The organism is Lactobacillus xujianguonis, assembly GCF_004009905.1.
Lineage (GTDB): Bacteria > Bacillota > Bacilli > Lactobacillales > Lactobacillaceae > Lactobacillus > Lactobacillus xujianguonis.
The window spans coordinates 15777-37575 of sequence record NZ_ML136873.1 but is presented as its reverse complement, the minus strand read 5'-3'; the positions used below and the strand labels follow the sequence as shown (position 1 = coordinate 37575).

Annotated in this window: 20 protein-coding genes, 1 pseudogene and 1 other annotated feature; of the genes and pseudogenes, 13 read left to right on the top strand and 8 right to left on the bottom strand. The window is 38.9% G+C overall.

Features of this window, described 5'->3' with window-relative positions; all coding sequences use genetic code 11:
- Window positions 1-18 precede the first annotated feature (18 nt).
- Together EJK17_RS01750 and nagB are read right to left on the bottom strand one after the other, a co-directional pair.
- Entirely contained in the window at window positions 19-666 is a 648-nt protein-coding gene (locus tag EJK17_RS01750; protein WP_103660624.1) for a deoxynucleoside kinase, read from the bottom strand.
- A gap of 212 nt (window positions 667-878) precedes the next feature.
- Window positions 879-1598 (bottom strand): glucosamine-6-phosphate deaminase, encoded by a 720-nt coding sequence (gene nagB, locus EJK17_RS01745; RefSeq protein ID WP_103660656.1) that lies wholly within the window; start codon window positions 1596-1598, stop codon window positions 879-881.
- A gap of 103 nt (window positions 1599-1701) precedes the next feature.
- Between nagB and EJK17_RS01740 the strand changes: the two genes are divergently transcribed.
- Window positions 1702-2520, top strand: a complete 819-nt coding sequence (locus EJK17_RS01740) for an aldo/keto reductase (RefSeq protein WP_103660625.1) — start codon at window positions 1702-1704, stop codon at window positions 2518-2520.
- Window positions 2521-2640: 120 nt separating this feature from the next.
- On the opposite strand, the gene EJK17_RS01735 is transcribed toward EJK17_RS01740, so the two are convergent.
- Window positions 2641-4977, bottom strand: coding sequence for an ABC transporter ATP-binding protein/permease (locus EJK17_RS01735; RefSeq protein WP_127796150.1), 2337 nt, complete (start codon window positions 4975-4977; stop codon window positions 2641-2643).
- Between the two features lie 92 nt (window positions 4978-5069).
- Window positions 5070-6170, bottom strand: coding sequence for a YdcF family protein (locus EJK17_RS01730; RefSeq protein WP_103660627.1), 1101 nt, complete (start codon window positions 6168-6170; stop codon window positions 5070-5072).
- Window positions 6171-6256: 86 nt separating this feature from the next.
- On the opposite strand from EJK17_RS01730, the gene EJK17_RS01725 reads away from it, so the two are divergent.
- The gene (locus tag EJK17_RS01725; protein WP_103660628.1) at window positions 6257-6928 is read left to right on the top strand and encodes a type II CAAX endopeptidase family protein; all 672 of its coding nucleotides are present in this window, start codon (window positions 6257-6259) and stop codon (window positions 6926-6928) included.
- A 41-nt stretch (window positions 6929-6969) separates the two neighbouring features.
- On the opposite strand, the gene EJK17_RS01720 is transcribed toward EJK17_RS01725, so the two are convergent.
- Together EJK17_RS01720 and EJK17_RS01715 are read right to left on the bottom strand one after the other, a co-directional pair.
- Window positions 6970-7275: a hypothetical protein gene (locus EJK17_RS01720; protein WP_103660629.1), complete on the bottom strand. Its 306-nt coding sequence runs from the start codon at window positions 7273-7275 to the stop codon at window positions 6970-6972.
- Window positions 7276-7286: 11 nt separating this feature from the next.
- Window positions 7287-8456: a cation:proton antiporter gene (locus EJK17_RS01715; protein ID WP_127796149.1), complete on the bottom strand. Its 1170-nt coding sequence runs from the start codon at window positions 8454-8456 to the stop codon at window positions 7287-7289.
- Window positions 8457-8500: 44 nt separating this feature from the next.
- Window positions 8501-8552: a sequence feature (sodium ion sensor (DUF1646 type); this cis-regulatory element may regulate processes involved in with the transportation of sodium ions), on the bottom strand.
- 161 nt (window positions 8553-8713) lie between these two features.
- Between EJK17_RS01715 and EJK17_RS11710 the strand changes: the two are divergent.
- The 3 genes and pseudogenes from EJK17_RS11710 to EJK17_RS01705 all read left to right on the top strand — a co-directional run.
- A pseudogene (locus tag EJK17_RS11710) lies at window positions 8714-9523 on the top strand (ABC transporter transmembrane domain-containing protein); the annotation flags it as partial.
- A 102-nt stretch (window positions 9524-9625) separates the two neighbouring features.
- Entirely contained in the window at window positions 9626-10297 is a 672-nt protein-coding gene (locus tag EJK17_RS11705) for an ATP-binding cassette domain-containing protein (protein WP_342769159.1), read from the top strand.
- A gap of 25 nt (window positions 10298-10322) precedes the next feature.
- The gene (locus tag EJK17_RS01705) at window positions 10323-10907 is read left to right on the top strand and encodes a hypothetical protein (protein WP_103660631.1); all 585 of its coding nucleotides are present in this window, start codon (window positions 10323-10325) and stop codon (window positions 10905-10907) included.
- A 59-nt stretch (window positions 10908-10966) separates the two neighbouring features.
- On the opposite strand, the gene EJK17_RS01700 is transcribed toward EJK17_RS01705, so the two are convergent.
- Both EJK17_RS01700 and cbpB read right to left on the bottom strand, forming a co-directional pair.
- Window positions 10967-12814, bottom strand: coding sequence for a heavy metal translocating P-type ATPase (locus tag EJK17_RS01700; protein ID WP_103660632.1), 1848 nt, complete (start codon window positions 12812-12814; stop codon window positions 10967-10969).
- Window positions 12815-12979: 165 nt separating this feature from the next.
- A complete protein-coding gene (gene cbpB, locus EJK17_RS01695; protein ID WP_103660633.1) occupies window positions 12980-13465 on the bottom strand; it encodes a cyclic-di-AMP-binding protein CbpB in 486 nt (161 codons plus the stop codon).
- A gap of 576 nt (window positions 13466-14041) precedes the next feature.
- On the opposite strand from cbpB, the gene EJK17_RS01690 reads away from it, so the two are divergent.
- From EJK17_RS01690 to EJK17_RS01655, 8 genes are all read left to right on the top strand, one after another.
- Window positions 14042-15178, top strand: a complete 1137-nt coding sequence (locus tag EJK17_RS01690; protein WP_103660634.1) for a YncE family protein — start codon at window positions 14042-14044, stop codon at window positions 15176-15178.
- Window positions 15179-15294: 116 nt separating this feature from the next.
- Window positions 15295-15447 carry a teichoic acid D-Ala incorporation-associated protein DltX gene (locus EJK17_RS01685; protein ID WP_103660635.1) on the top strand — a complete coding sequence of 51 codons (153 nt, stop codon included), beginning with the start codon at window positions 15295-15297 and terminating at the stop codon, window positions 15445-15447.
- A 16-nt stretch (window positions 15448-15463) separates the two neighbouring features.
- On the top strand, window positions 15464-16981 hold the full coding sequence (gene dltA / locus EJK17_RS01680; RefSeq protein WP_103660636.1) for a D-alanine--poly(phosphoribitol) ligase subunit DltA: 1518 nt from the start codon (window positions 15464-15466) through the stop codon (window positions 16979-16981).
- Complete coding sequence (gene dltB, locus EJK17_RS01675; protein ID WP_103660637.1) at window positions 16981-18225, top strand: D-alanyl-lipoteichoic acid biosynthesis protein DltB; 1245 nt, start codon at window positions 16981-16983, stop codon at window positions 18223-18225. Before dltA ends, dltB begins: the two co-directional genes overlap by 1 nt.
- Before the next feature lie 43 nt (window positions 18226-18268).
- Window positions 18269-18508 carry a D-alanine--poly(phosphoribitol) ligase subunit DltC gene (gene dltC / locus EJK17_RS01670; RefSeq protein ID WP_103660638.1) on the top strand — a complete coding sequence of 80 codons (240 nt, stop codon included), beginning with the start codon at window positions 18269-18271 and terminating at the stop codon, window positions 18506-18508.
- Window positions 18501-19793 (top strand): D-alanyl-lipoteichoic acid biosynthesis protein DltD, encoded by a 1293-nt coding sequence (dltD, locus tag EJK17_RS01665; RefSeq protein ID WP_103660639.1) that lies wholly within the window; start codon window positions 18501-18503, stop codon window positions 19791-19793. The genes dltC and dltD overlap by 8 nt, the downstream gene beginning before the upstream one ends.
- Window positions 19793-20761, top strand: coding sequence for a serine hydrolase domain-containing protein (locus EJK17_RS01660; protein WP_103660640.1), 969 nt, complete (start codon window positions 19793-19795; stop codon window positions 20759-20761). Before dltD ends, EJK17_RS01660 begins: the two co-directional genes overlap by 1 nt.
- A 270-nt stretch (window positions 20762-21031) precedes the next feature.
- Complete coding sequence (locus tag EJK17_RS01655; RefSeq protein ID WP_103660641.1) at window positions 21032-21745, top strand: DUF975 family protein; 714 nt, start codon at window positions 21032-21034, stop codon at window positions 21743-21745.
- The last annotated feature ends 54 nt before the right edge of the window (window positions 21746-21799 follow it).

Here is a 21799-nt window from a genome sequence, read left to right as displayed (position 1 = left end):
TCTTTTTATCTCGTAAAATTATAAATTACCAATATCGCGTAATTTATTATCAATCTCACTCAAAACTTCTTTTTTAGCGTCTTCATCATCGACGAAGTCTAAATGATCACCGTCGATTTGCATCTTAGGTGAAGCATCATAGTGTTTGTACCATGGTTCATAATACTTAATGAGTCTAGCGTAGTAGTCCTTTAAGCCAGGATCGCTAGATAATTGTTCATATGACCGGCCACGGCGCTTGATTCGCTTCAGCATGGTGTCTAATGAAACATGAATATAAATTAGCAAGTCAGGCTTCTTAGAAGGGTTACCTGGCGTGTCTTCCATCATGTTTTCTAATAAGTCATCATAGATCTTAAATTCAGTTGGATCAGCGACTTTACTGTCAGCATTCATTCTGAAGAACAAGGCGTCTTCGTAGATGGAGCGATCAGAGACGCTGTTTTTCTCTTGAATTGCTTGATTAATCTGAGCTAAGCGATGATTGAGCAAATAGGTGTTAAGCAAAAAAGTATACCGCTTCATATCCTTATAATAAAGCGGCAAGACAGGGTTATTATCGACCCCTTCATAGAAGGCTTGAGTACCTAAATGTTCGGCTAAAATACTGGTTAAACTGGATTTACCGGCTCCAATGGGCCCACTTAAGACAATAACTTGAATCACGCTCTTTCTTAAATACTATATCTGGGACAATTAATAAGTTTAATACGAGATGTAGTATTAAACAAGGGAAAATTTAATTCTATTCTGAGTGAAAAAGTCAAGTCACGGAAGACTGTTTTGCACAAAAAACGCATAGCATTGAACTTTAAAATATTAAAAAAGCACCAGCGTAAAAGCCGTTGGTGCTTTTGGTAACTAAAATAAATTTTGTTTTACTTCTTGTACTTATCGTCCAATTCACTAGCAGCAGCTTCGTCGACAATCACCGTTACGTCGGGATGCTTTTGCAAAATAGAAGCTGGAACTTCTTCAGTAATTGGACCTTCGATCATTTCCTTAACAGCGTGAGCCTTCTTTTCGCCAAAGGCCATTAAGACAATGCTCTTAGATTGCATAATGTTGGCTGTTCCCATGCAGATCGCACTCTTTGGTACATCATCAATACTGTCAAAGAAGCGAGAATTTGCCTTAATCGTGTTTTCAGTCAACTTAACTTCATGGGTCCCGATGTCAAATGGGGTACCTGGTTCGTTGAAGGCAATGTGACCGTTGCGGCCGATACCTAATAATTGGATGTCGATTGGGTTGTCTTTGATAATTTGATCATAATCTTTGCAAGCTTGTGCTACATCACTAGCAGTGCCGTCAGGAACATAAGTCTTCTTGAATGGCTTCTTATCGAATAAGTGCTTTTGCATGAAGTAGTGGTAACTTTGAGGATCGTCAGGTTTTAAGCCAACATATTCATCAAGGTTGATACTAATTAAATTGTTGCAGTTTAAGTCGCTTTCAACCCAATTTTGATAAAGGGGTTCAGGAGTAGAGCCAGTAGCTAAACCAAGAACTTTGGCGCCATTTTTAATGCCTTTTTCGAATAATTCAAAAGCCTTAGCTCCACCTTGAATATCATTTTTAGTAACAATTATCTTCATCATAATAAAATCCTCCTCACTTACTGGTCTAGTCCATTATATACTGGTCTATGCCATTTTGTCAAACTGGTAAATGTAGTAAAATAAAAGTGAGGTGAAAAAGATGGATTTAGTTGGTTTAGGAATGGGAACCTGGTACTTAGGTGATGATCCCAAGAAGCGGAAAGATGAATTGGCGGCCCTGCGTTATGGCTTATATAACGGAGTAAAAGTGATTGATACGGCCGAGATGTATGGCGAAGGCAAGAGCGAAAGCCTAGTCGGTGAAGCCATCAAAGGTTATGATCGCAGCCAGCTTTACTTAATTTCGAAGTTTTATCCATATCACGCGACGCCAGAATTAGAACGGCAAAGCTTAGAAGCTAGTTTAAAGCGGCTAGGCACGGATTATTTGGATCTCTACTTATTACATTGGCGGGGTAACCACCGCTTGTCAGATACGGTCAGAGGCTTAGAAGAATTGAAAAAAGAAGGCTTGATCCGGCAGTGGGGCGTGTCTAACTTTGATACGGCGGATATGAAGGAACTGTTCACCGTACCCGATGGCGACAAGTGCTTTGCCAACGAAGACTTATACAATTTAGCTAACCGCGGCGTGGAATATGATCTCTTGCCGTGGCAAAAAGAAAAGCAGGTCAACTTCATTGGTTATTCGCCGTTTAACTCAGATGCCGGTGACAGTATCCGCATTACGCACAACTTAAAAGAAGTTGCTCGGGCCCACCACGCTACTCCGCACCAAATTATGTTAGCTTGGACCATGCGCGATCAAAATGTTTTAACCATTCCCAAGGCTGGGCAAGTTAAACATATGAAGGAAAATATTGCGGCCCAAGAAATCAAATTAACTGATGATGAATTACGTTTGATTAACGCTGATTTTCCTGTTCCAACTAGTAAACAACCATTAGCAATGATTTAATTGACGACAAAAAACCGTCCTTTCAGTTCGAAAGGGCGGTATTTCTTTTTTAAAGATATTCAGTTACTATTCTACCTTAAATTAACTATGAAATAAAAGCATATTAGCTAAATCTAATAGTTATTCACTTCTTAAAGCAATGGCAGCATCTTTCTTGGCAGCCATGCGGGCTGGCAAGTGACCACCGAGCAAGGTCAGAATAGTTGAAATGATAATTAGAATCAAGGCGTGCGTTGGGTTTAATTGAGCTACATTAGTTAACTCGGTAATGTGGTAGATCACGCTGTTGATTGGGAAAGTAAGCAGGTAGGCAATTGCTACTCCAAGAACCCCTGAGAAGATTCCGAGGATGAAGGTTTCGGCATCAAAGACCCGGGTAATATCTTTCTTACGAGCACCTAAGGCCTTCAAAACCCCAATTTCCTTGATTCGTTCAAGTACGGAAGTGTAAGTCAAAATTCCGATCATAATCATGGAAGTAACTAAGGAAATAGCGGCAAAGGCAACTAAGACAGTGGTAATTCCGTTTAATAGGCCACCAGTCATCGTTGTGACCATGCTTGACATGTTAGTGTAGACAATCTGATTTTTCTTAGACTTCCCTTTATTCCATTTATCTAAGTAATCTAAAACCTTGTCTTTGTCATCGAAGTTGTTCGGGTAGATCATGATCCCAGTTGGGATGCTCGAGCCACCTAAAGTTTGTAAAAGTTGCTTCTTGGCATCTTGATTAAGATTTTGACCAGTCATGACGTTACGGTTAGTCTTCTTTTGGGCTTTGACAATGGCTGAATTTTCATTTTGCTTAATGATCTTTTGTGAAAGGCGGTCACTATAAGCAATTCCTGTAGAAAGCAAGGCTAGAGAGTCTTCGTTCTTTGGCCGAATAATTCCCGTTAAGTGTAGCTTAGTCCCAGCATTGTACATGCTTTGGTTAGCCTTCTGCGGCACAAACATCCCAGTTGGCAATTCTTGGTAAAAGTCATTATTGTTAACTACACTGAATTGCTTGCCAACTAAAGATTTGAACTTAAATTTCTGATTATCTTTTGGCTTAAGACCTAAGTTCTTCAAAGCATTAATGTTAACAGTGTTCTTATTATCAGTCACTAAAACTAAATCTGTTGCCTTGTCTGGCCATTTACCAGCTAACAATTGGTAGTTTTCTTTTAAGAAATTACCTTTATTTTTGTTAAGGGTGGTTGGGAAGACACTAGAACCAACACCGACTGAAGACATGGCTTGTGAACGCATTGCGCTCATATTTTGATTTTGGTCAGGATCATTATTAGAAAATTCAACCCGCTTGATCTTACCATTGTCCTTAGCTAATAAATTCAAACTGGTTGCGCGTTGGTAAGAAATATTATTAGCGTAGTCAGGGTTGATCTTTTTTACATAGTCGACGTATTTTTGTGTGATCTTGTTAACGTGAGTCGCCTTTTCGCTTTCATCTTGCTGGGCGATTAAGTAACCGCGATTTTTGACATTTTTGTCTGAATCTTTGCGTTCACTCATCGCGTTCATGTCCGTGGCGGTAGGAGCAATCGCAACAGGGTATTTGGCTAAGGCCTTACTCATCGTGGTATCAATTTGTTTTTGAAAACCATTGGATAAAGACAGAACGACAGCGATAGAGATAATTCCGATACTGGAAGCAAATGCAGTTAAAATCGTCCGGCCTTTCTTGGTCATAATATTGGTAAAACTCAACTTAATGGCGTTCCAGTAGGACATCTTCGTCCGCTTAAGCTTGAAGGTATCCTGTTCAGTTTCAGCAGTATAAGGCGCAGAATCGTCTAAAATTTTCCCATCTTGGAAGTTAACAATTCTAGTGGCATATTCTTTCGCTAATTCGGGGTTGTGGGTCACCATGATAACCAAGCGGTCTTTCGACAACTTTTTAATTAACTTCATGATTTGGACTGAAGTTTCGGTATCTAGGGCTCCAGTTGGTTCGTCACAAAGCAAGATGTCGGGATTATTAGCTATTGCCCGGGCAATAGCTACCCGCTGCATTTGACCACCGGATAATTGGTTAGGATTCTTGTGCATGTGCTCTTTTAAGCCCACTTCAACTAAGGCTTCTTCAGCTCGCTTACGGCGTTCTTTAGCTGGCACACCTGACAAGTTCATCCCTAATTCGACGTTATCCATGATGGAGAGGTGAGAAATCAGGTTGTAATTTTGGAAGATAAAACCAACGGAATTGTTGCGGTAGGCATCCCAATCAGTTTCTTTAAAATTCTTAGTCGACTTCCCATTAATGATCAAGTCCCCTTTGTCATAGCGGTCAAGACCACCGATGACGTTTAACATTGTGGTCTTACCGGAACCACTAGGACCTAAAATGGCAACAAATTCTTTATCACGAAAAGAAATGGAGACATCGTCTAGGGCATGGGTGACGGTATCTCCAACGTGGTAGGATTTAAATAAATGTTCTAGCTGTAGCATTTTCTACCTCTTTCTGGAAATACAATGTTAATAATTAGTATAACATTGATTAAAAGTAAGCAGAAAAGGTGTGCTTTAGACTTAACCCTTTTTTAAAAGAGCATAAACCGCTCTAGGCCAATTAATTGTAAGAAGGCCTGGATGACAAAGAAGAGGATGATGAGGCCCATCACGATAAAGTGGCGCTTCTTGTGCATGACGAAGACGCCAGCAAATTCGCGGATGACAGCATTAGGTAAGAAGTAAAAGCGGGTGTAGCAGCCCACGCCATTCGCGTTAAGGCCAGCCATTTTGGCAAACAGACCAGCTCGAAAAATGTGGTAGTTGTTACTAAAGAATTTAGCTTTGAAGTTTTCACTGCCAAAGTCCTTAATAGCAATTTTTTTGGAGTAGACCATGTTTTGGTAAGTGTTTTTTGATTCTTTTTCAAGCAAAATTTGCTTTGGATCAATCCCGCGACTCATCGCATATTCGGCCATCGCTTGGGCTTCAGCCACTTTTTCATCGCCACCTTGGCCGCCGGACATGATGAATTTAGGCATTTTACGTCCCTTAGCCACTTGCTTGTGGGCAAATTGAATGGCGCGGTTAATGCGGCCGGCAAGTAGCGGAGTAACTGTGCGGCCCTTTAATAAACCAGCGCCTAGGACGATCAAATAATCTTGATTGTAGCGGCGCGGTACAAACTGGTAAAGAATCAGGTTTACCAAGAAATTATACATGATGAAGAGTAGGTAAATTGCGATCGCTGGGGCAGAAGTTAGAATGAGCTTGACCCATTCGGGTAAGTAGTGGCTCGGATCCCAGATGGCTATTACCCAGGCAATAATGATGCCAATCCCCAGAATTAAAGTTAATAAATTAGGCAAGGTGTGGCTTTCATACTTCCAGACAAAATAGGCGTTCCAGAAGAGAAAGACCCAAGAAAAGGCCGCAATCAATAAAATTAAAAGCATAATTGCCAAAACTAGGAAGCCGTAAAAGGACATTAAGGTCTTCAGATGAGTTGAAAAGACCATAATGGTGAACCAAATTGCCAGCAGCAATATAAAAACGGTAAACAAAATGCCGTTAATTAAGCGGCGTGGTTCTTTTAGCCAGCAGACCAGCCAGATGATTAAGGCAAGGGTTAACAGGATTGAGAAGTAGGTAAATTCACGATTGTTTTCAAAAAAGTGTAAAAATGTCGTCATTTATTTCATCCCTTAGTCATTTTGAATCACATCCATTATAATGGAAACATTAGGAAAAATCTCTAGAAATCAAGGTGGTTGGTTAAATGAAAAAATTTTTCCATTATTTAGGTAATGTAGCCGAAATTATTATTGCCTTTTATTTGTATGGTCTTTTACAAAATTTATACTTTTTGCCAGTTAAAGTGCATGAACGTTTCCATTTAAATTGGACGGCGCAGATTTGGTTGACGGCGCTGATTACGGTTCTTGTTTTATGGCTGAGTTTTAAATTTTATAAGCAGCAATTGCGCGAAGTTAACGATTGGGGCTTTAACCAGCGACCACACTGGAGTCTGAAACGCATTTTAACCGCGTTTTTTGGTTTACTACTAATTGTTGTTTTAGGTGGTGTGATGTTACAGGCTCTGGGGCAAGGTAAGGTTTCTGCTAATCAGGAGCAGCTTAATTCATTAGCTAAGCAAAGCGGGCAATTGTTTAAGATTATGGTGGTCTTTATTGCGCCAGCCTGTGAAGAAGTGATTTTTAGAGGGATGTTCTTCAACACTTTCTTTACGAAGGCGACGCGCTTGAATAAATGGGCCGGAATTTTAGCTAGTGGTTTTGTCTTCGCTTATCTGCATGATCCGCATTTCACCAAGTTCATTTTGATTTACTGGGTATTAGGTTGCGTATTGGCTTGGGTCTACATGTCGACCAAGGATTTACGTTACTCGATGTTAACGCATATGTGTTATAACGCTTTAGGTTTTATTTAGAGAAAAAATAAAAAGATCTGGAAATTTTCAGATCTTTTTTCTTAGATGAATATCGCTGTTAACAAAATTATTACCACTAAAATAGCACAAATTACAGCAACAATTGTCGCTTTTTTCTTAAGTGCTAAATAGGCTGCTTGCTTAGCCGGTGACCTTAATGGTGGGTGGTTTTTACGCTTAAACAAATAAAGTAAGAAATTACCACCTGAAACCCAGTAGCCCCACAAGTGTGGCTGCTTCATGCCGCGACTTTTAGCATCTAAGACAGTTAGTTGATAAAGATAATATGTCTCAATAAGTATTCCTAGGCAAAAGAAAACTACCAAGGTCAAGACGAATTCTTTCATGATTTAATTCCTTATTTTTCAGCCATTTCGGTTTGATGTTTCTTAATAAAGTGGTTCAAGATGAATGGTGAAAGTACCGTTGTCACGATGATGACTAAAATTAAACTTGAGTAAATATCTTCAGGGAAGAGGTGGTGGTTAATTCCGATTTGGGCCACAATCAAGGCCACCTCACCACGTGAAATCATCCCTGCCCCAACGATATTACCTTCATCTTTCGTGAAGCCGAACATTTCACTTGAGTATTTACCAGCCCAGAATTTGGAAAGTAAGGCTAAGATTGTCATCACGATGATAAACCAGATGTCTTTAAAGAAACTTTCAAAGGTCATGGACAAACCAATGTCGGCAAAGAAGACCGGAATGAAGATGGCGTAACCAATAACCGATACAGAAGAGTTAACTTCTTTATATTCGGGCGTTTGCCGGATTGCTAAACCACCGAAGAAGGCCCCAACTACAGCAGATAAACCAACGAAGTCAGCGGCCCAAGCCATCGCTAAAGCTAAAACTAGGGAAGCAATGACAACGGCATAGTTAACGTCAACTTTTTCCGCCAGCTTCATAAAGTATGGTGCCACCCACTTGTAAATGAACCAGACAACTACAAAGTAAGCTGCTTCAATTAATAAGTTCAAGAAGAAGTTATTAGTTAAACCGCTCTTACCACCTTCGTGGCTGAAAGTGGTGAACAAACTAAGGACAATTACGGCTAAAATATCGTCAACCACAGCAGCCCCTAGAATCGCTGTGCCGGCGCGGCTGTGCAATTGGTGTGCTTCTTGTAATACCACAACGGAAATAGACACACTCGTTGCGGCAAAGACAATCCCGATGAAGAGCGCTTCAAGGAATTTCATGCCGAAGACCATTGAAGCAATCCCAATGAAAACTACTGGTAAAATGACACCAATGGTAGCAACCGTAAAACTTAACTTGAAGTATTTCTTTAATAGATCAAGGTCACTCTCTAATCCCGCTAAGAACATCAAGAGAATAACCCCGAATTCAGAGAATAAACTAACAATATTATTAGGATGAACAAGACCTAAAATGGCAGGTCCTAGGACGATCCCTGATAATAATTGACCGATAACGGCTGGCATGTTCAGCCGTGAAAAGAGCTGTCCGAGCAGGACAGTAGTGATTAAGATTAAAATTAACTCCCCTAAAAAATGCATGTGACTCCCTTCTAATGGTAAGAAAAAAGCTTCCAAGGATTAGTGCTTATTGACCCAAATAAGCAATTCTTGAAAGCTTTATGCAAAAACCCAACCACAAATAATATTAAATTGTTAATTAATATTCTATGATTTTTGAAAAAAAGATGCAAATAAGAGATAATTATCGAATTTGATAATTTTGCCCCAAAGCCTTTCTAATAGTAGTAAAATGATTAAAAATAGAATAAAAATATTTTAGAAAAGAGGCAATCCAAATGAAATTCAAGTTTTTCCAATACTTATATCCACATAAAAAACTATTGTGGTTAGGAATTATCATTGCCAGTGGACTTACGTCATTAGATGGGATTGCTTCACCATACATTATTGGTACTTTAACTAATGTTTTAATGGCAAAGAAATTTAATAAAGTTCCGCAAATCTTGATACTGTATTTAGTTCTATTTTTAATCATCACCATTAGCTATTGGCTTTGGCAATTATTGTGGGCCAGAGCTAGAAGAGCAGCTAATCTAAAAATGCGCGAAGACGTTTTTAATCATTTTCTAGATAGTCCTAGTCCAGAACGAATTGAAAAGGTAAACAACTTCGTCAATGTTGATGTTAAACAAATAGAAGGCTCGTACGTTAATTCAGTTGTAAACTTAGTTTACTGTATTGAGCAGGCCGTATTCTCTCTTATTTACGTGATTAGTATTAATGGCATCGTTTCAATGGCATTTTTAATCTGTGGGTTGTTGCCTTCTTTAGTACCAAGATTAACTGGTAAATGGGTTGAAAAGGGTTCAGAGGAATGGAATAAAAGTTATGAGGAATATAATTTAACGCTGAATTAATCTTTACGTGGTTTTCCTGTAATTAGTCATTTCAGAGTTAATAGCCTGTTTAAGAGACGAGTTAATCAAAAATTAGCTAATGAAGAAAATAAATATTGGAAGATGTCTTATCGGTCAAGTACCGCTAGCTTTTACTCTCAACTTAGTTACTCCATTTCTTCAATTATTGCTTTGAGTATTGGGGTTTTATTTGTAGTTAATGGCCAAGTCTCTGTTGGTGGTTTAATTTCACTTTTCTTAGCTTCTGATCGTTTAACTAGCCCAATCATTACTATCTCGCAAATTTTCAATCAATTAAATACAACAACACCGTTAATCAAAGAAAATAGTATGTTAAATACTAAGCCAGCATCAATTAATAATTTGACTGTAGCTAAGCAAAATGAAGTTCTAGCTTTTAAAGATTGTCAATTAGGTTATCAAGATCAAGCTCTGCTAAGAAATGTTAATTTCACGGTGAATTCAGCAGAGAAAGTTCTTATTGTGGGGCGTTCAGGAATTGGTAAATCAACTTTGTTTAAGACTTTGTTAAATGAGATTCCATTAGTAAATGGTGTGATCAATGTCGAATCAAATTTTGGGCAAAAGTTTGGTGTTGTAGGCCAAGAAAGCTATATCTTTTCTGATACTTTACGTTTTAATTTGACTTTAGGTCAAAAAATTGCGGATGCGACTTTACTTGAAGTTTTAAAGAAAGTAGATCTTGAAAAGTTTGCTAAATTAGAAGCACTAGATCAAAAATTAGGTAAAAATGGCCTCAATTTATCAGGGGGTGAACAAAGAAAGATTGAATTAGCACGAGCTTTATTAGCTAAAAAAGAAATTCTTTTGGTTGATGAAGGTTTGTCTGGACTTGACGAAAAGAGTAGTAAAAAGATTTTTGATTTAATAATGGAATTTCCAGGAACTGTCTTAGAAATTGAGCATGTTGTTGGAAAAGAGCAAAGTACACAGTATAATCAGTTAATCGATCTTAATCAAAAACAGTATCAAGTAGAATAAGGGTAATGAAAGAAGGATAATCTTAATGCATCGAAGAAGTGAACAAGCACAAAAGATTTTAATTTTGATCGTAGTTTTTGCGATCGCCATGATGGCAATTGAAGCTGCCTTCTTCGGTGCGCTTGTTCCCATGGCTGAAGTTGGCTTTATTGCGCCAATTTATTATGGCATCGATCTAGCTAATGAGTTTGCGGAACAGTTCTCCTTCAATGAAAAGCACGTGGTTACTAATGAAAATGCGAAGCTGATCAAAATCGTCAACATTGTTTGCGGGATTTTGATCGTTATTGCCATTGCAGTATTGGTGATTTTGATCCGCATTAAGTTTTATTATTTCGCCCTGGGTTCCGGTGTTTTAGTAGAGATGCGGGTAGCGATTATAGACTTTGATCGCTTGGTCAAAATCAGAAAGTTAGTTAATAACAAAAAATTACTTTGGTGGTTAAACGTAGTTGTAGCAGTCATTACCATGTTGGTCTTAATTGGCTTGGCTGCTTTAAATGATGTCGTCTTCTGGGTGGCCGTCATTGGAATTATGATCTTGTCAGTTATCCTGAAAGATGTCTTAACGCACATGAAAGTGAAAAGTGACTATAACATGTTGAAATAGGGCATAAGAAAAGGGCGAAAGCGAATAGCTTTCGTCCTTTTTTAAATATAATTTTTAATTTACTTTTCTAGTCCTGTTTGTTCAGGATTCTTAGGTTCAGTCTTAGCAAGCAAGGCCAAGCAAATGGTAATCAAGTCGACAACTTCTTGCAAGATCGCACCAATAAAGGCCGGAATCACACCAGTTGCGGCGATGATTTCCAAGATAATTACGATCGTAATAGCTGTCAAAACGTCGATATTAGCAACCTTCATGGTGTGCTTACCAATAGCGACCGCATCGTTAACTTTACTTAAGTCGTTAACCATAATAACGGCATCAGCACTTTCACTCGCAGCCGTTGCGCCTTTAGCACCCATGGCAATTCCGACATCAGCAGCCGTTAAACTTGGGGCATCGTTAACCCCGTCCCCAGTCATGACTACTGGACGTAGGTCCTTAGGCACGTTTCTGATAGCTTCAATCTTTTGCTTAGGTAACAAGTCAGCGTGGACTTCGCTATCGTTAATCTTAGCGGCTTGACTGATTTGTTCAGCAACGTTCTTGTGGTCACCCGTCAGCATCATAATTTGCTTAGCCCCTTGCCGGCGCAAACGAGCAATGGTTTCAGCGGTTTCAGGACGGATTTGATCCTTAAAGGTGATGTAACCAGCAAACTTGCCGTTAATGGCTACGTAGACTGCGGTAGCACCAGCATCGATTTTAGCGTGATCTGGTGCGACGAAACTTAACTTACCAACTTTAATTTCTTTACCATCAACTGTCCCAGTGACACCTTCACCAGTAGTTTCTTTCAAATTAGTTACTGGCATGATGGCACTCTTAGCAGTACTGTCAACCAATGAAGAAGCAATAATGTGGCTTGATTGTTGTTCAACACTAGCAGCTAAAGCTTGTAATTCATCTTTATCAACACCTTGTTCAGGTACGATTTCGCTAACCTTTAACTTGTTTTGGGTTAAAGTCCCAGTCTTATCGAAGGCAAAAGTCTTAGCCCGAGATAATTTTTCCAAGGTTGGACCAGACTTCACAATAATGTGGTGGCGTGACATGGAGCTCATCCCTGAAACCAAAGCCACAGGAGCGGCAATCAACAATGGACATGGAGAAGCCACAACCATTACTTCCGCAAATCTAGTAAAGTCCCAGCCACTGACACCAGCAGCGATAATTCCGATTACTAAGGAAACAACAGTAAATGGCACGGCGTAACGGTCAGCCATCTTAACGAACTTAGCAGGTTGAGCTTCAGAAGACTTAACCAAGGCAACAATTGTCTGGTATTCAGAATCCTTAGCTAACTTAGTAACTTCAACTTCAACCGCAACATCCCCGTTAATTGAACCAGACATTAATTCATCGCCTGGCTTCTTATTAACTGGTACAGATTCACCAGTCAATGATGATTGGTCAAAGCTTGAAGTTCCCTTAACGATCTTACCGTCAACTGGCACTTGTTCAGCTGGCTTAACAATAATATGGTCACCAATTTGCAAGTCATCAACTTCAACTTGCGTTACCTTACCGTTGACTAACTTGTTAGCCTTCCGTGGTGAGTTACTAATCAAAGAACGAAGTTCCTTGTCAGCTTGGCTAGTAGCGTAATCTTCAAGTGATTCACCACCGGTGAACATTACTAAAATCATCCAAGCTGCCCAGTAGTCACCAATTGCCATGGTAGAAATAATAGCAATAATGGCTAAAATATCGACACCCCAACGACCCTTGCGGATATCGCCGATCATTTCGATGGCCATGCCGATAGCAACATAAATCCCAAAAATATCAATTAAAACTCCAGCGATTGGCCAGTTCCCGACTGTGGGTTTCCCACATAGGAAGTCAAGAATTACGCCAATGACACCAAGAATTAATACAACGATTAATTTCCACTGGTTCTTTAACATTTTCCCCTCCAAAAATAATTAAATGATAAATCCTGTAGTATTTTTATATCTAAATTATAATCATTCTAAATTAGAAAAGCAAAAAAAGAAGTGTTCAGAAACTATTTGAGAAAGTTTCTGAACACGACAATTCTGTAGTAAAGAATATTAAAAAGTCTAGGAAAGTTATTGCTCAACTTCTTCCTTAATATTGACTACTTCATAATGGCTATCATAAGTGTGGACCACATAGTTAAAAGCCTTAATCCATTCACGCCTAGTTAACAAACCTTGAAACACGCCGTGATCATCAACGACAGGTAAAAAAGCATTGTTAATTAACAAGTGCAGCTGTTTTTCTAGGGTAGTTTGCACAAAGTTAATCTTATCGAACTTGGTTTGCATCACATCGCGCACTTTTAACTGGTTTAACGGATCGATTGAAATTTCATCCGTCTTAAGCATTTCGTCTGTAATCATGGCCAAACTAAGTAAGCCAACAACTCTTTTTTCCTTGTCTAAGACAGGAATTTTTGAATATTTAACTTTAGTTAAAATCAAAAAAGCGTGATAGAGTGGATTATCATCTTGCACAAAGGCAATCCGACTGGCTGGAATTAAAAAGGAGCCTGATTTTTCTTGGATCAGGTGCTTAATTGATGGTGAGAACATGTAATCGTCTTCCTCGCTTTCTCCCTCTAGTGTACTAAACTTCTGCGAAAAAGGAAAAAGGCTCGCAAGTTATGCGAGCCTTATTAGTTTCATCTACTTTGGAGGAGTAAGAATGAATGAAATAAAAAAGTGGGAGTATGTAACAAGTTCTACCATCTCGTTACGGTTTATATAATACGGTGAAATTGTGAACTAAAAGTGTCTAAAATATTATGAAAAAGTAAAGAAATGTAAGAGATTTTTTTAAGGGCAAAAAGAAAAGCTCACGCAACGCACGTGAGCCGAAAGGGATAGATATGAAATTGGCAAAAGCCAATTCTTTTTTATTTCATTATTTACTTGGAGGAGTATGAATGAAAAACAAAAAAGTTGAGTGTAACGAACTATTTTGTTTTCGTATTTCGTTACACATAAAAAATAACTTATAAATGTGAACTTTCTGTGATGAAATTGTTTCAAAGTTAGTAATAATTGGACAATAAGTTTTTGCTTAGGCTAAAAACCTTGATTTGGCAAGCATCGAAAGTTAAGTATAATATTTATAATTGCAAAAATTTAACGGAAAGGTAGTTCTTCGTGAAAAAAATCGGTAAGAAATTATTGCACATCTTAGGCGCAATTTTAATTATTGCCGCAGTGGGGACTGGTGGCTATTTTGGCTACGAATGGTTCCAAGACCAGCAATTCTGGCACAATCGCCCCCAATTAGTTAAAGCAAAAGACGGCACTAACACCAGTGCAGCCTGGCAGAATTTTGCTACTTATCAAAAGAAGTTGCGCCAGCATTATTCCTTTATTAACCGGGCCTCGACTTATGTGCCACCGCGCACTTGGGATGGTAAAGATGCAATTATTCCGGGACTGCGGACAACTAAGAGTTATAACTTCAAGACGAAAAAGACGGACACTGCCGAAGCGATGACGCCGCAAGGAATTACAGTGGCGGGCAAATACTTACTCTTGACGGCTTATGATGGCGATCACGTGCACGCATCAGTGGTTTATGTTTTGGATAAGAAAACCGGCAAATACTTGAAGACGCTCCAAGTTCCAGGTAAGCCGCACCTAGGCGGGATTGCTTATGATCCGATTGCCAAGAATATCTGGGTAACGGGCTCAATGGGTGAATCCTCAGCCTTAATGTCTTTTTCACTTGCTGCACTGAAAAAGTATCATCCGGCTAAGCGCATGCCGATTGAATATAACCACCGGATTTCAATTCCTTCCATTGAAAGAGCATCAGCGGTTACTTATTATGATAATCAATTATTTGTCGGCTTCTTCAACATGTACGGCCGCGGCCGGGTTGCTGGTTACACCATTGCTCGTAGCGGTAAACACAAGGGCTCAATTACTAATAATGAAATTAAGTCAGTGACGGGAACTGTTTCTTGGTCAGACCCGACCGGGGAAACTTCAATGGATAAACAGATTCAAGGGCTTGCCATTTATGACAATAAGATCTTTCTTAGTCAGTCCTACGGCAGTGGTGATTCTAAGCTCTATATTTTCCCATCTACCGCAGTAAATGCCTTAGACGAAAAGAATGCCGAAAAAGTGATTATCATGCCGCCTTACTTGGAACAAATTACTGCTTATAAGGGGCAACTACTATGCATTTTTGAATCAGGTTCTAAGCAATATGCCAAACGGGATTTAGTAATTATGGATCGAATCCTTTCATTAAATATCAACGCCTTATTCAGTAATTAAGCTTGAACTTATCAAATCTTTAAATTTAGTAAAAAAATGGCAAATGTTACTAATATAGGCTTTTTTGTAGTAAGATAGGACCATGAAAATCTATTGTTACTTTTAAGGGAGAAATAATGGAAAAAACAAAAAAAGTTGAATCTCGAGGTAAACAAATAGGGATGTTTATCTTAAAGACTGTAATTTATTTTGCAATCCTGATGGCCCTTATATATTTGTATGAATATAGTGGTCTGAACGCAGTTCACTTTATTTATAACGAATTTTAGGAAGCAGGTGCAAATAATGATTAATAATGTAATCAAGAAGATTGATGAAATCGCACTTCAAGATCCTGATCGCGTTGCCTATGACTATTTAGGTGAAACTAATACTTATGGGGAACTTAAACAGCGTTCTGATGCTTGGGCACACAAATTAGCTAGTTTAGATTTGCCAGCTCATGCACCAATTATGATCTGGGGTGGGCAAAATTTTGAAATGATTGCTAGCTTCTTAGGCTGTGTTAAGTCAGGACATGCGTACATTCCGATCGCTAGTTACTCTAATGCTGAACGATTAACGATGATTGAAGAAGTATCAGAATCACCAGCTGTTTTGGCAATTGATGACTTACCTGATGTTGATGTGTCTAACTTAGTAGTAGTTAAGTCAGAAGAAGTTACTGACGGCGATTACACGATCGATGAAAGTCAATTTGTGGAAGGTGACGATAACTTTTACATTATCTTCACTTCCGGTACGACTGGTAAACCTAAGGGTGTGCAAATTAGTCATGACAACTTACTCAGTTTTGTTAACTGGGAATTGACTGATTTTAACTTGCCAGAACATCCAAGTTTTTTGGCGCAAGCACCATATTCCTTTGACTTGTCAGTTATGAGCTTGTATCCAGCTTTAACTGCTGCGGGTAAGTTAGTGGTTTTGCCACACGAAACGACCCAAAACTTTGCGCAATTGTTCCAAACTTTGCCAAAGATGCACTTTAACGTTTGGGTTTCAACTCCTTCATTTGCACAAATGTGCTTTTTGGATAAGACCTTCGATGGTGAGCATCATCCAGAGATGACGCACTTCCTCTTCTGCGGGGAAGAATTACCTCATACTGAAGCTGCGATGCTTAAGAAGAAGTTCCCAGAAGCTCACATTTTCAACACTTATGGTCCAACTGAAACCACTGTGGCCGTAACGCAAGTTGAAATTACTGATGAAATTTTAGCCAAGTATGATCGTTTGCCAATTGGTCGCACCAAAGAAGATACGAAGATTAGTATCGATACTACCAAAGGCGATAACCCTGGCGAAGGTGAAATTATCATCAGTGGTCCAAGCGTTTCTAAGGGTTACTTGAATAATCCTGAAAAAACAGAAGCTGCTTTCTTTAAGAACGATGGCGATGAATATGCAAGTTACCGTTCTGGGGATGCTGGCTTCTTTGATGATAACGGCATGCTCTTCTACCGTGGCCGCATTGACTTCCAAATTAAGTTCAACGGTTACCGGATCGAACTAGAAGAAATTAACTTCTACTTAACTAAGAATGACTTAGTGCGTTACGGGGTTGCAGCTCCTAAATACAACAAGGATCATGCTGTGCAACAGATTGTAGCTGAAATTGAATTAAAAGACGGCGTCCGCCGGAAGTATTCTGATGCTGCTTTAACCAAAATGATTCGGGCAGATTTGGCGAAGAACGTAATGCCATACATGATCCCACAACGGTTTATCTATCAAGATAAATTGCCAATTTCACAAAACGGCAAGGTAGATATCAAGGCCGTGATTAAGGAGGTTAATAAGTAGTGAATTTTAATTTCATTAACTTACAACCTTACTCCAATCCGCAGTACTTTATTTACTTGTTAATTGCCTTAATTCCAATGATCATTGGTCTTTACAATGGTAAGAGATTTAAAACATATGAAGCAATCTTTTCATTAGTTTTTATCTTCTTAATTTTTGATGGTGATCACTGGCAACAAGGAATTAACATCATCCTGTATTTGATTTATGAATTTGTGATTACTTTTGCATATTTGAAATACCGGACGAAAAAGAAGAGCCCGAATAAGACTTGGGTCTTTTACTTAGCGGTGATTTTAGCAATCTTGCCATTAACGGCAGTTAAAATCTTAACGGCAATGCCGGTCGGAACAGTCCCATTTGTTGTGGGGTTCTTGGGTCTTTCTTACATTACCTTCAAGAATGTGCAGGTAATTATGGAAACCCGCGATGGCGCAATTAAGGAGATTGAACCCGGCACTTATGCTCGATTCTTACTCTTCTTCCCAACCATTTCTTCAGGACCAATTGACCGTTACCGGCGTTTTAAGAAAGACTTTGATAAAGCACCAAGCCGAGAAGACTATATTACAGATATGCAATATGCCGTGAGATACTTGTTCCAAGGCTTCTTGTACAAGTTCATTATCGGTTGGTTCTTTGGAACGTATTGTTTACCTAAGATTGCTAAGGCAGCCTTATTAGTTGGTAATTCTGTTGGTGGTTTGAAGTTATCTTGGTGGGTCTTAGCTTATATGTACTGTTACAGTATGTATTTGTTCTTTGACTTTGCTGGTTATTCATTATTTGCTGTGTCAATTTCCTACTTCATGGGAATTCACACCCCAATGAACTTCAACAAGCCATTTATTTCTAAGAATATCAAGGACTTCTGGAATCGTTGGCACATGACTTTGTCCTTCTGGTTCCGGGACTACATCTACATGCGGTTCACTTTCTTTGCAATGAAGAAGAAATTATTTAAGAGTCGGATTAGATTATCGCAAGTTTCTTACTTCTTGCTCTTCTTGATCATGGGCTTTTGGCATGGTTTAACCTGGTACTACATTGTCTATGGTATTTTCCATGCGACCGCCATTTGTATCAACGATGCATGGCTGCGCTTCAAGCGTAAACATAAAAAGCAAATTCCACGTAATAAGTTTACGGAATGGTTTGCTATTTTCTTAACTTTCAATGTAGTTTGCTTCAGTTTCTTGATCTTCTCAGGTTTCCTTAGCCAACTTTGGTTTGGCTGGAAATAAGCCAAGAGGGGATAGTTAGTTTTATTTTAGTGAGGTTTTTATTATGGATACAAAGACAGAAGTTTTAGACATTTTAAACAATTTAACTGGTGAAGATTTATCAGAAAACATGGACAGCAACCTTTTTGAAGATGGTTTACTTGACTCCATGGCTAGTGTACAAATGTTGTTAAGTTTACAAGAAAAGTTCGGCATTGATGTGCCAGTTTCAGAATTCAACCGTGATGAATGGGATACTCCTAACAAGATTGTTGCAAAGGTGGAAAGCTTAGAAAATGAATAATAAACGCCGGCTGTGGCAAATCTTTGGCCCAGTTATTTGCGCTGTTATTTTGTTGATCGTTGTTTTCTTGATTCCTTGGGAGCGGACTTTCTCTAATAAGGCAATTTATGAAGCTGCCAATTCGCAAAACACCACTGTCTTTAAGGGTGTGAAGATGAAGCAGGAAGCCTTTAAGCGCAATTACGTGCCTTTCTACGGTTCAAGTGAATTGTCACGGTTTGATCCGCTGCACCCAAGTATTCTTGCCGAAAAGTATCACCGTAATTACCGCCCATTCTTATTGGGTGGTGCCGGTAGTCAGAGTTTGGCTCAGTTTGTAGGGATGCAAGGAACAAGTAAACAACTGAGAGATAAAAAAGCTGTGGTCATTATTTCACCACAATGGTTCACCAAACAAGGTCAAAATCCACAAGCTTTTGATTTATACTACTCACCATTGCAAACAGCAATGTTCTTATTGAAGGCTAACGCTAAAAGCAAAGCTGACCGTTATGCGGCTCAAAGAATCGCTGCAATGCCAACCGTTAAGAACGGGATTATTAAGAGTTGCTTGAAGAAGGTGGCTCGCGGTCAAAAGTTAAGTGATTGGGACCGCTTCTTGTTAGAGCAGCGGCAACGGATGCTAGTTAATGAAGATAACTTTTTCAGCACCTTCCAATTGCGTAACCGGGTAAATAAGATTTGCCAAAAAGCTAAGTTGTTGCCGAATACTTATTCCAAGTCTGCTTTGAGAAAAGTAGCGGATGAACAAGCAGCAATGCATACTAACTCTAATAATTTGGGGATCGATAATACCTTCTACCGGACACGGTTACCTAAGAAGGTCTTGAAGAAGCTGAAGGGTAGTCAAAAGCACTTTGATTACGTTAAGTCACCTGAATATGCCGATTTCCAATTATTGTTAACGCAGTTTGCGAAGCAACACACGAATGTCTTGTTTATCATTCCACCAATTAATGCTAAATGGGCGAAGTACACTGGTTTATCACAAAAGATGTATCAAGAATCAGTGGCTAAGATTGAAAATCAATTGACTAACCAAGGCTTTGAAAACATTGCCGACTTATCGAAAGATGGTGGTAAGAAGTACTTCATGGAAGATACGATTCACCTTGGGTGGAATGGTTGGTTAGCTGTGGATGATGCTGTTAAGCCATTTATGGCAACGCCAAATCGTCGTTGTAATTATGATTTGAGTAACTACTACTTCTCAAAGAAATGGCAAAACAAGAAAAATGTTAAGCCATTAAATTTGAGTAACAAAGAAGCTTTAAAAGACAAGTAGTGCGACATGCTATTGACCGTTTGAACGTTAAGGGATCAGTTCTTGTGATTAAACATGGCAAACCTTGGCTCAATTATGCAACGGGCAATAAGGCTGACACTAGTTATTTGATTAATTCCGTTCAAAAATCAATGACGGCAACGATGGTGATGCGCGAAGTTGAAAAGCATCACATGAAATTGAATGATCCCTTGAGTGAGTACTTTGCTGATGTTCCAGGTGCTAAAGAAGTGAAGGTTAAGAACTTACTTAACATGACTTCTGGCTTGAATCTTGCCAAAGGAAAAGAATTGGGGACCGATCCATTTATTTCCGATAAGATGAATTTAGCTAGTGACATTGCTAATACGGTTTTTGATGAAAAACAGCTCGGTAAGTGGCACTACACGGCCATCAACTATATCTTGTTATGCGGGATAATTTCAAAATTGGAGCATAAGTCCTATGAGCAATTATTCAGAAAGACTTATATTCAACCATTGAAGTTGAAACAGACGGAATTTTTGTGGTCAAGTAAAGCCGAACTAAAGGCTAGTCATTGGCTACCTGGCTATGAATACCGCTCTGAACTCCAGCGTTATCGGCGCTTCCCGCATGCTAAAGCTGTCAAGGATGCGCATGATGAATTAGGAGCCGGCTCAATTGTGATGTCGAATCATGATTTAGCCAAAACGATGACGGCAATTCTGCATGGCAAGTTATTAAGTGAGAAGAGTCAGGCCATCTTGTTTAAGGGTCAAGCACCAACTTACTATAATGGTGGTTTTTACAACTTACCACGTTTTAGAGCCGCTAATGGTGCTGGTTCAGGGTATTATACCTTCTTTAGAGCAAGTGATGATGGTCAGAATATGTTGATTATTCAATCTAATCATACTAAGAAGGGCCGCTTTGTTCATTTAAGAAAAAAAGTTAATAATATCATGTCGTTAATCTTACGATTTAACAAAAAGGGCTGGAAATATTAATTTCTAACCCTTTTTTCTTAAGAAAAGTTTTTTATACAAGTATAAAAAATTGTATTTTGCAGTTGTCAATGCTACAATCAAGATTGTACCGCCACTAGAAAGTAGTCATTTTCTCCGGTAGCGAAAATGTTATCTTCTATATGTGGTCAGAGATGGTGGTACACACTGTGTGAGCCTAGTTCCGTTGTTGGAATTAGGCTTTTTTGATGCTCTAATAGTGTTACAATGTGTACATAGATATAGATTTTGTGGATAGATCGGAGAAGTAAGATGAGTAGAAAAGAATTAAAACAAGCTGCTAAAGATCAACTTCGCGGTAATTGGACTTGGGCCGTTTTGGTCTCCTTTATTGCTGGGTTAATTACTTATTTAATCAATGACATTATTAGCTTGATCTTTAATGGGCAAGACATTGTTTATAAGCAAGTTTCTAATATTGTTAATGGCGTAGATTATGTTGTTGCGAGCCAAGAGAGTGCAGCCGGAGAAATTGTCCAATTAATTGCCACTGTAATTATTGGTTTAATTCTTTGGGGTGTTGCTTTTACCATTCTTAAATTTAGAGATACTGGTAAAAAAGATGACATTATCAAAGGAATCTTTAGTGCTTATACCAACGGTCGCTTTACTACAGCTTTTGTGACTTACTTAGTTGAAGTTATCTTTTTAGCTTTGTGGACTTGTCTACTTATTATTCCTGGAATTATCAAAGGCTTTTCATATGCCATGACGCCTTATATTATGAAAGACATGTACGATGCAGGTAAGAAACCTGCAGCTACAGAAGCCATTACTGCTAGCCGGAAGTTGATGGATGGTCACAAGACTGACTTATTTGTTTTATGGCTGAGCTTCATTGGCTGGGCAATTCTTGGAACCATTACTTGTGGAATTGGTTTTCTTTGGATCACGCCATACTACCGGCAAACGATGGCTAACTTCTACCGGAATTTAGCTGGCGATCAATTTCTTAAGGAAAAATAAATAATGCTGCTAAGCAGGCAGTAAAATATCTTTTAAATGCCACCCTCTGTATAG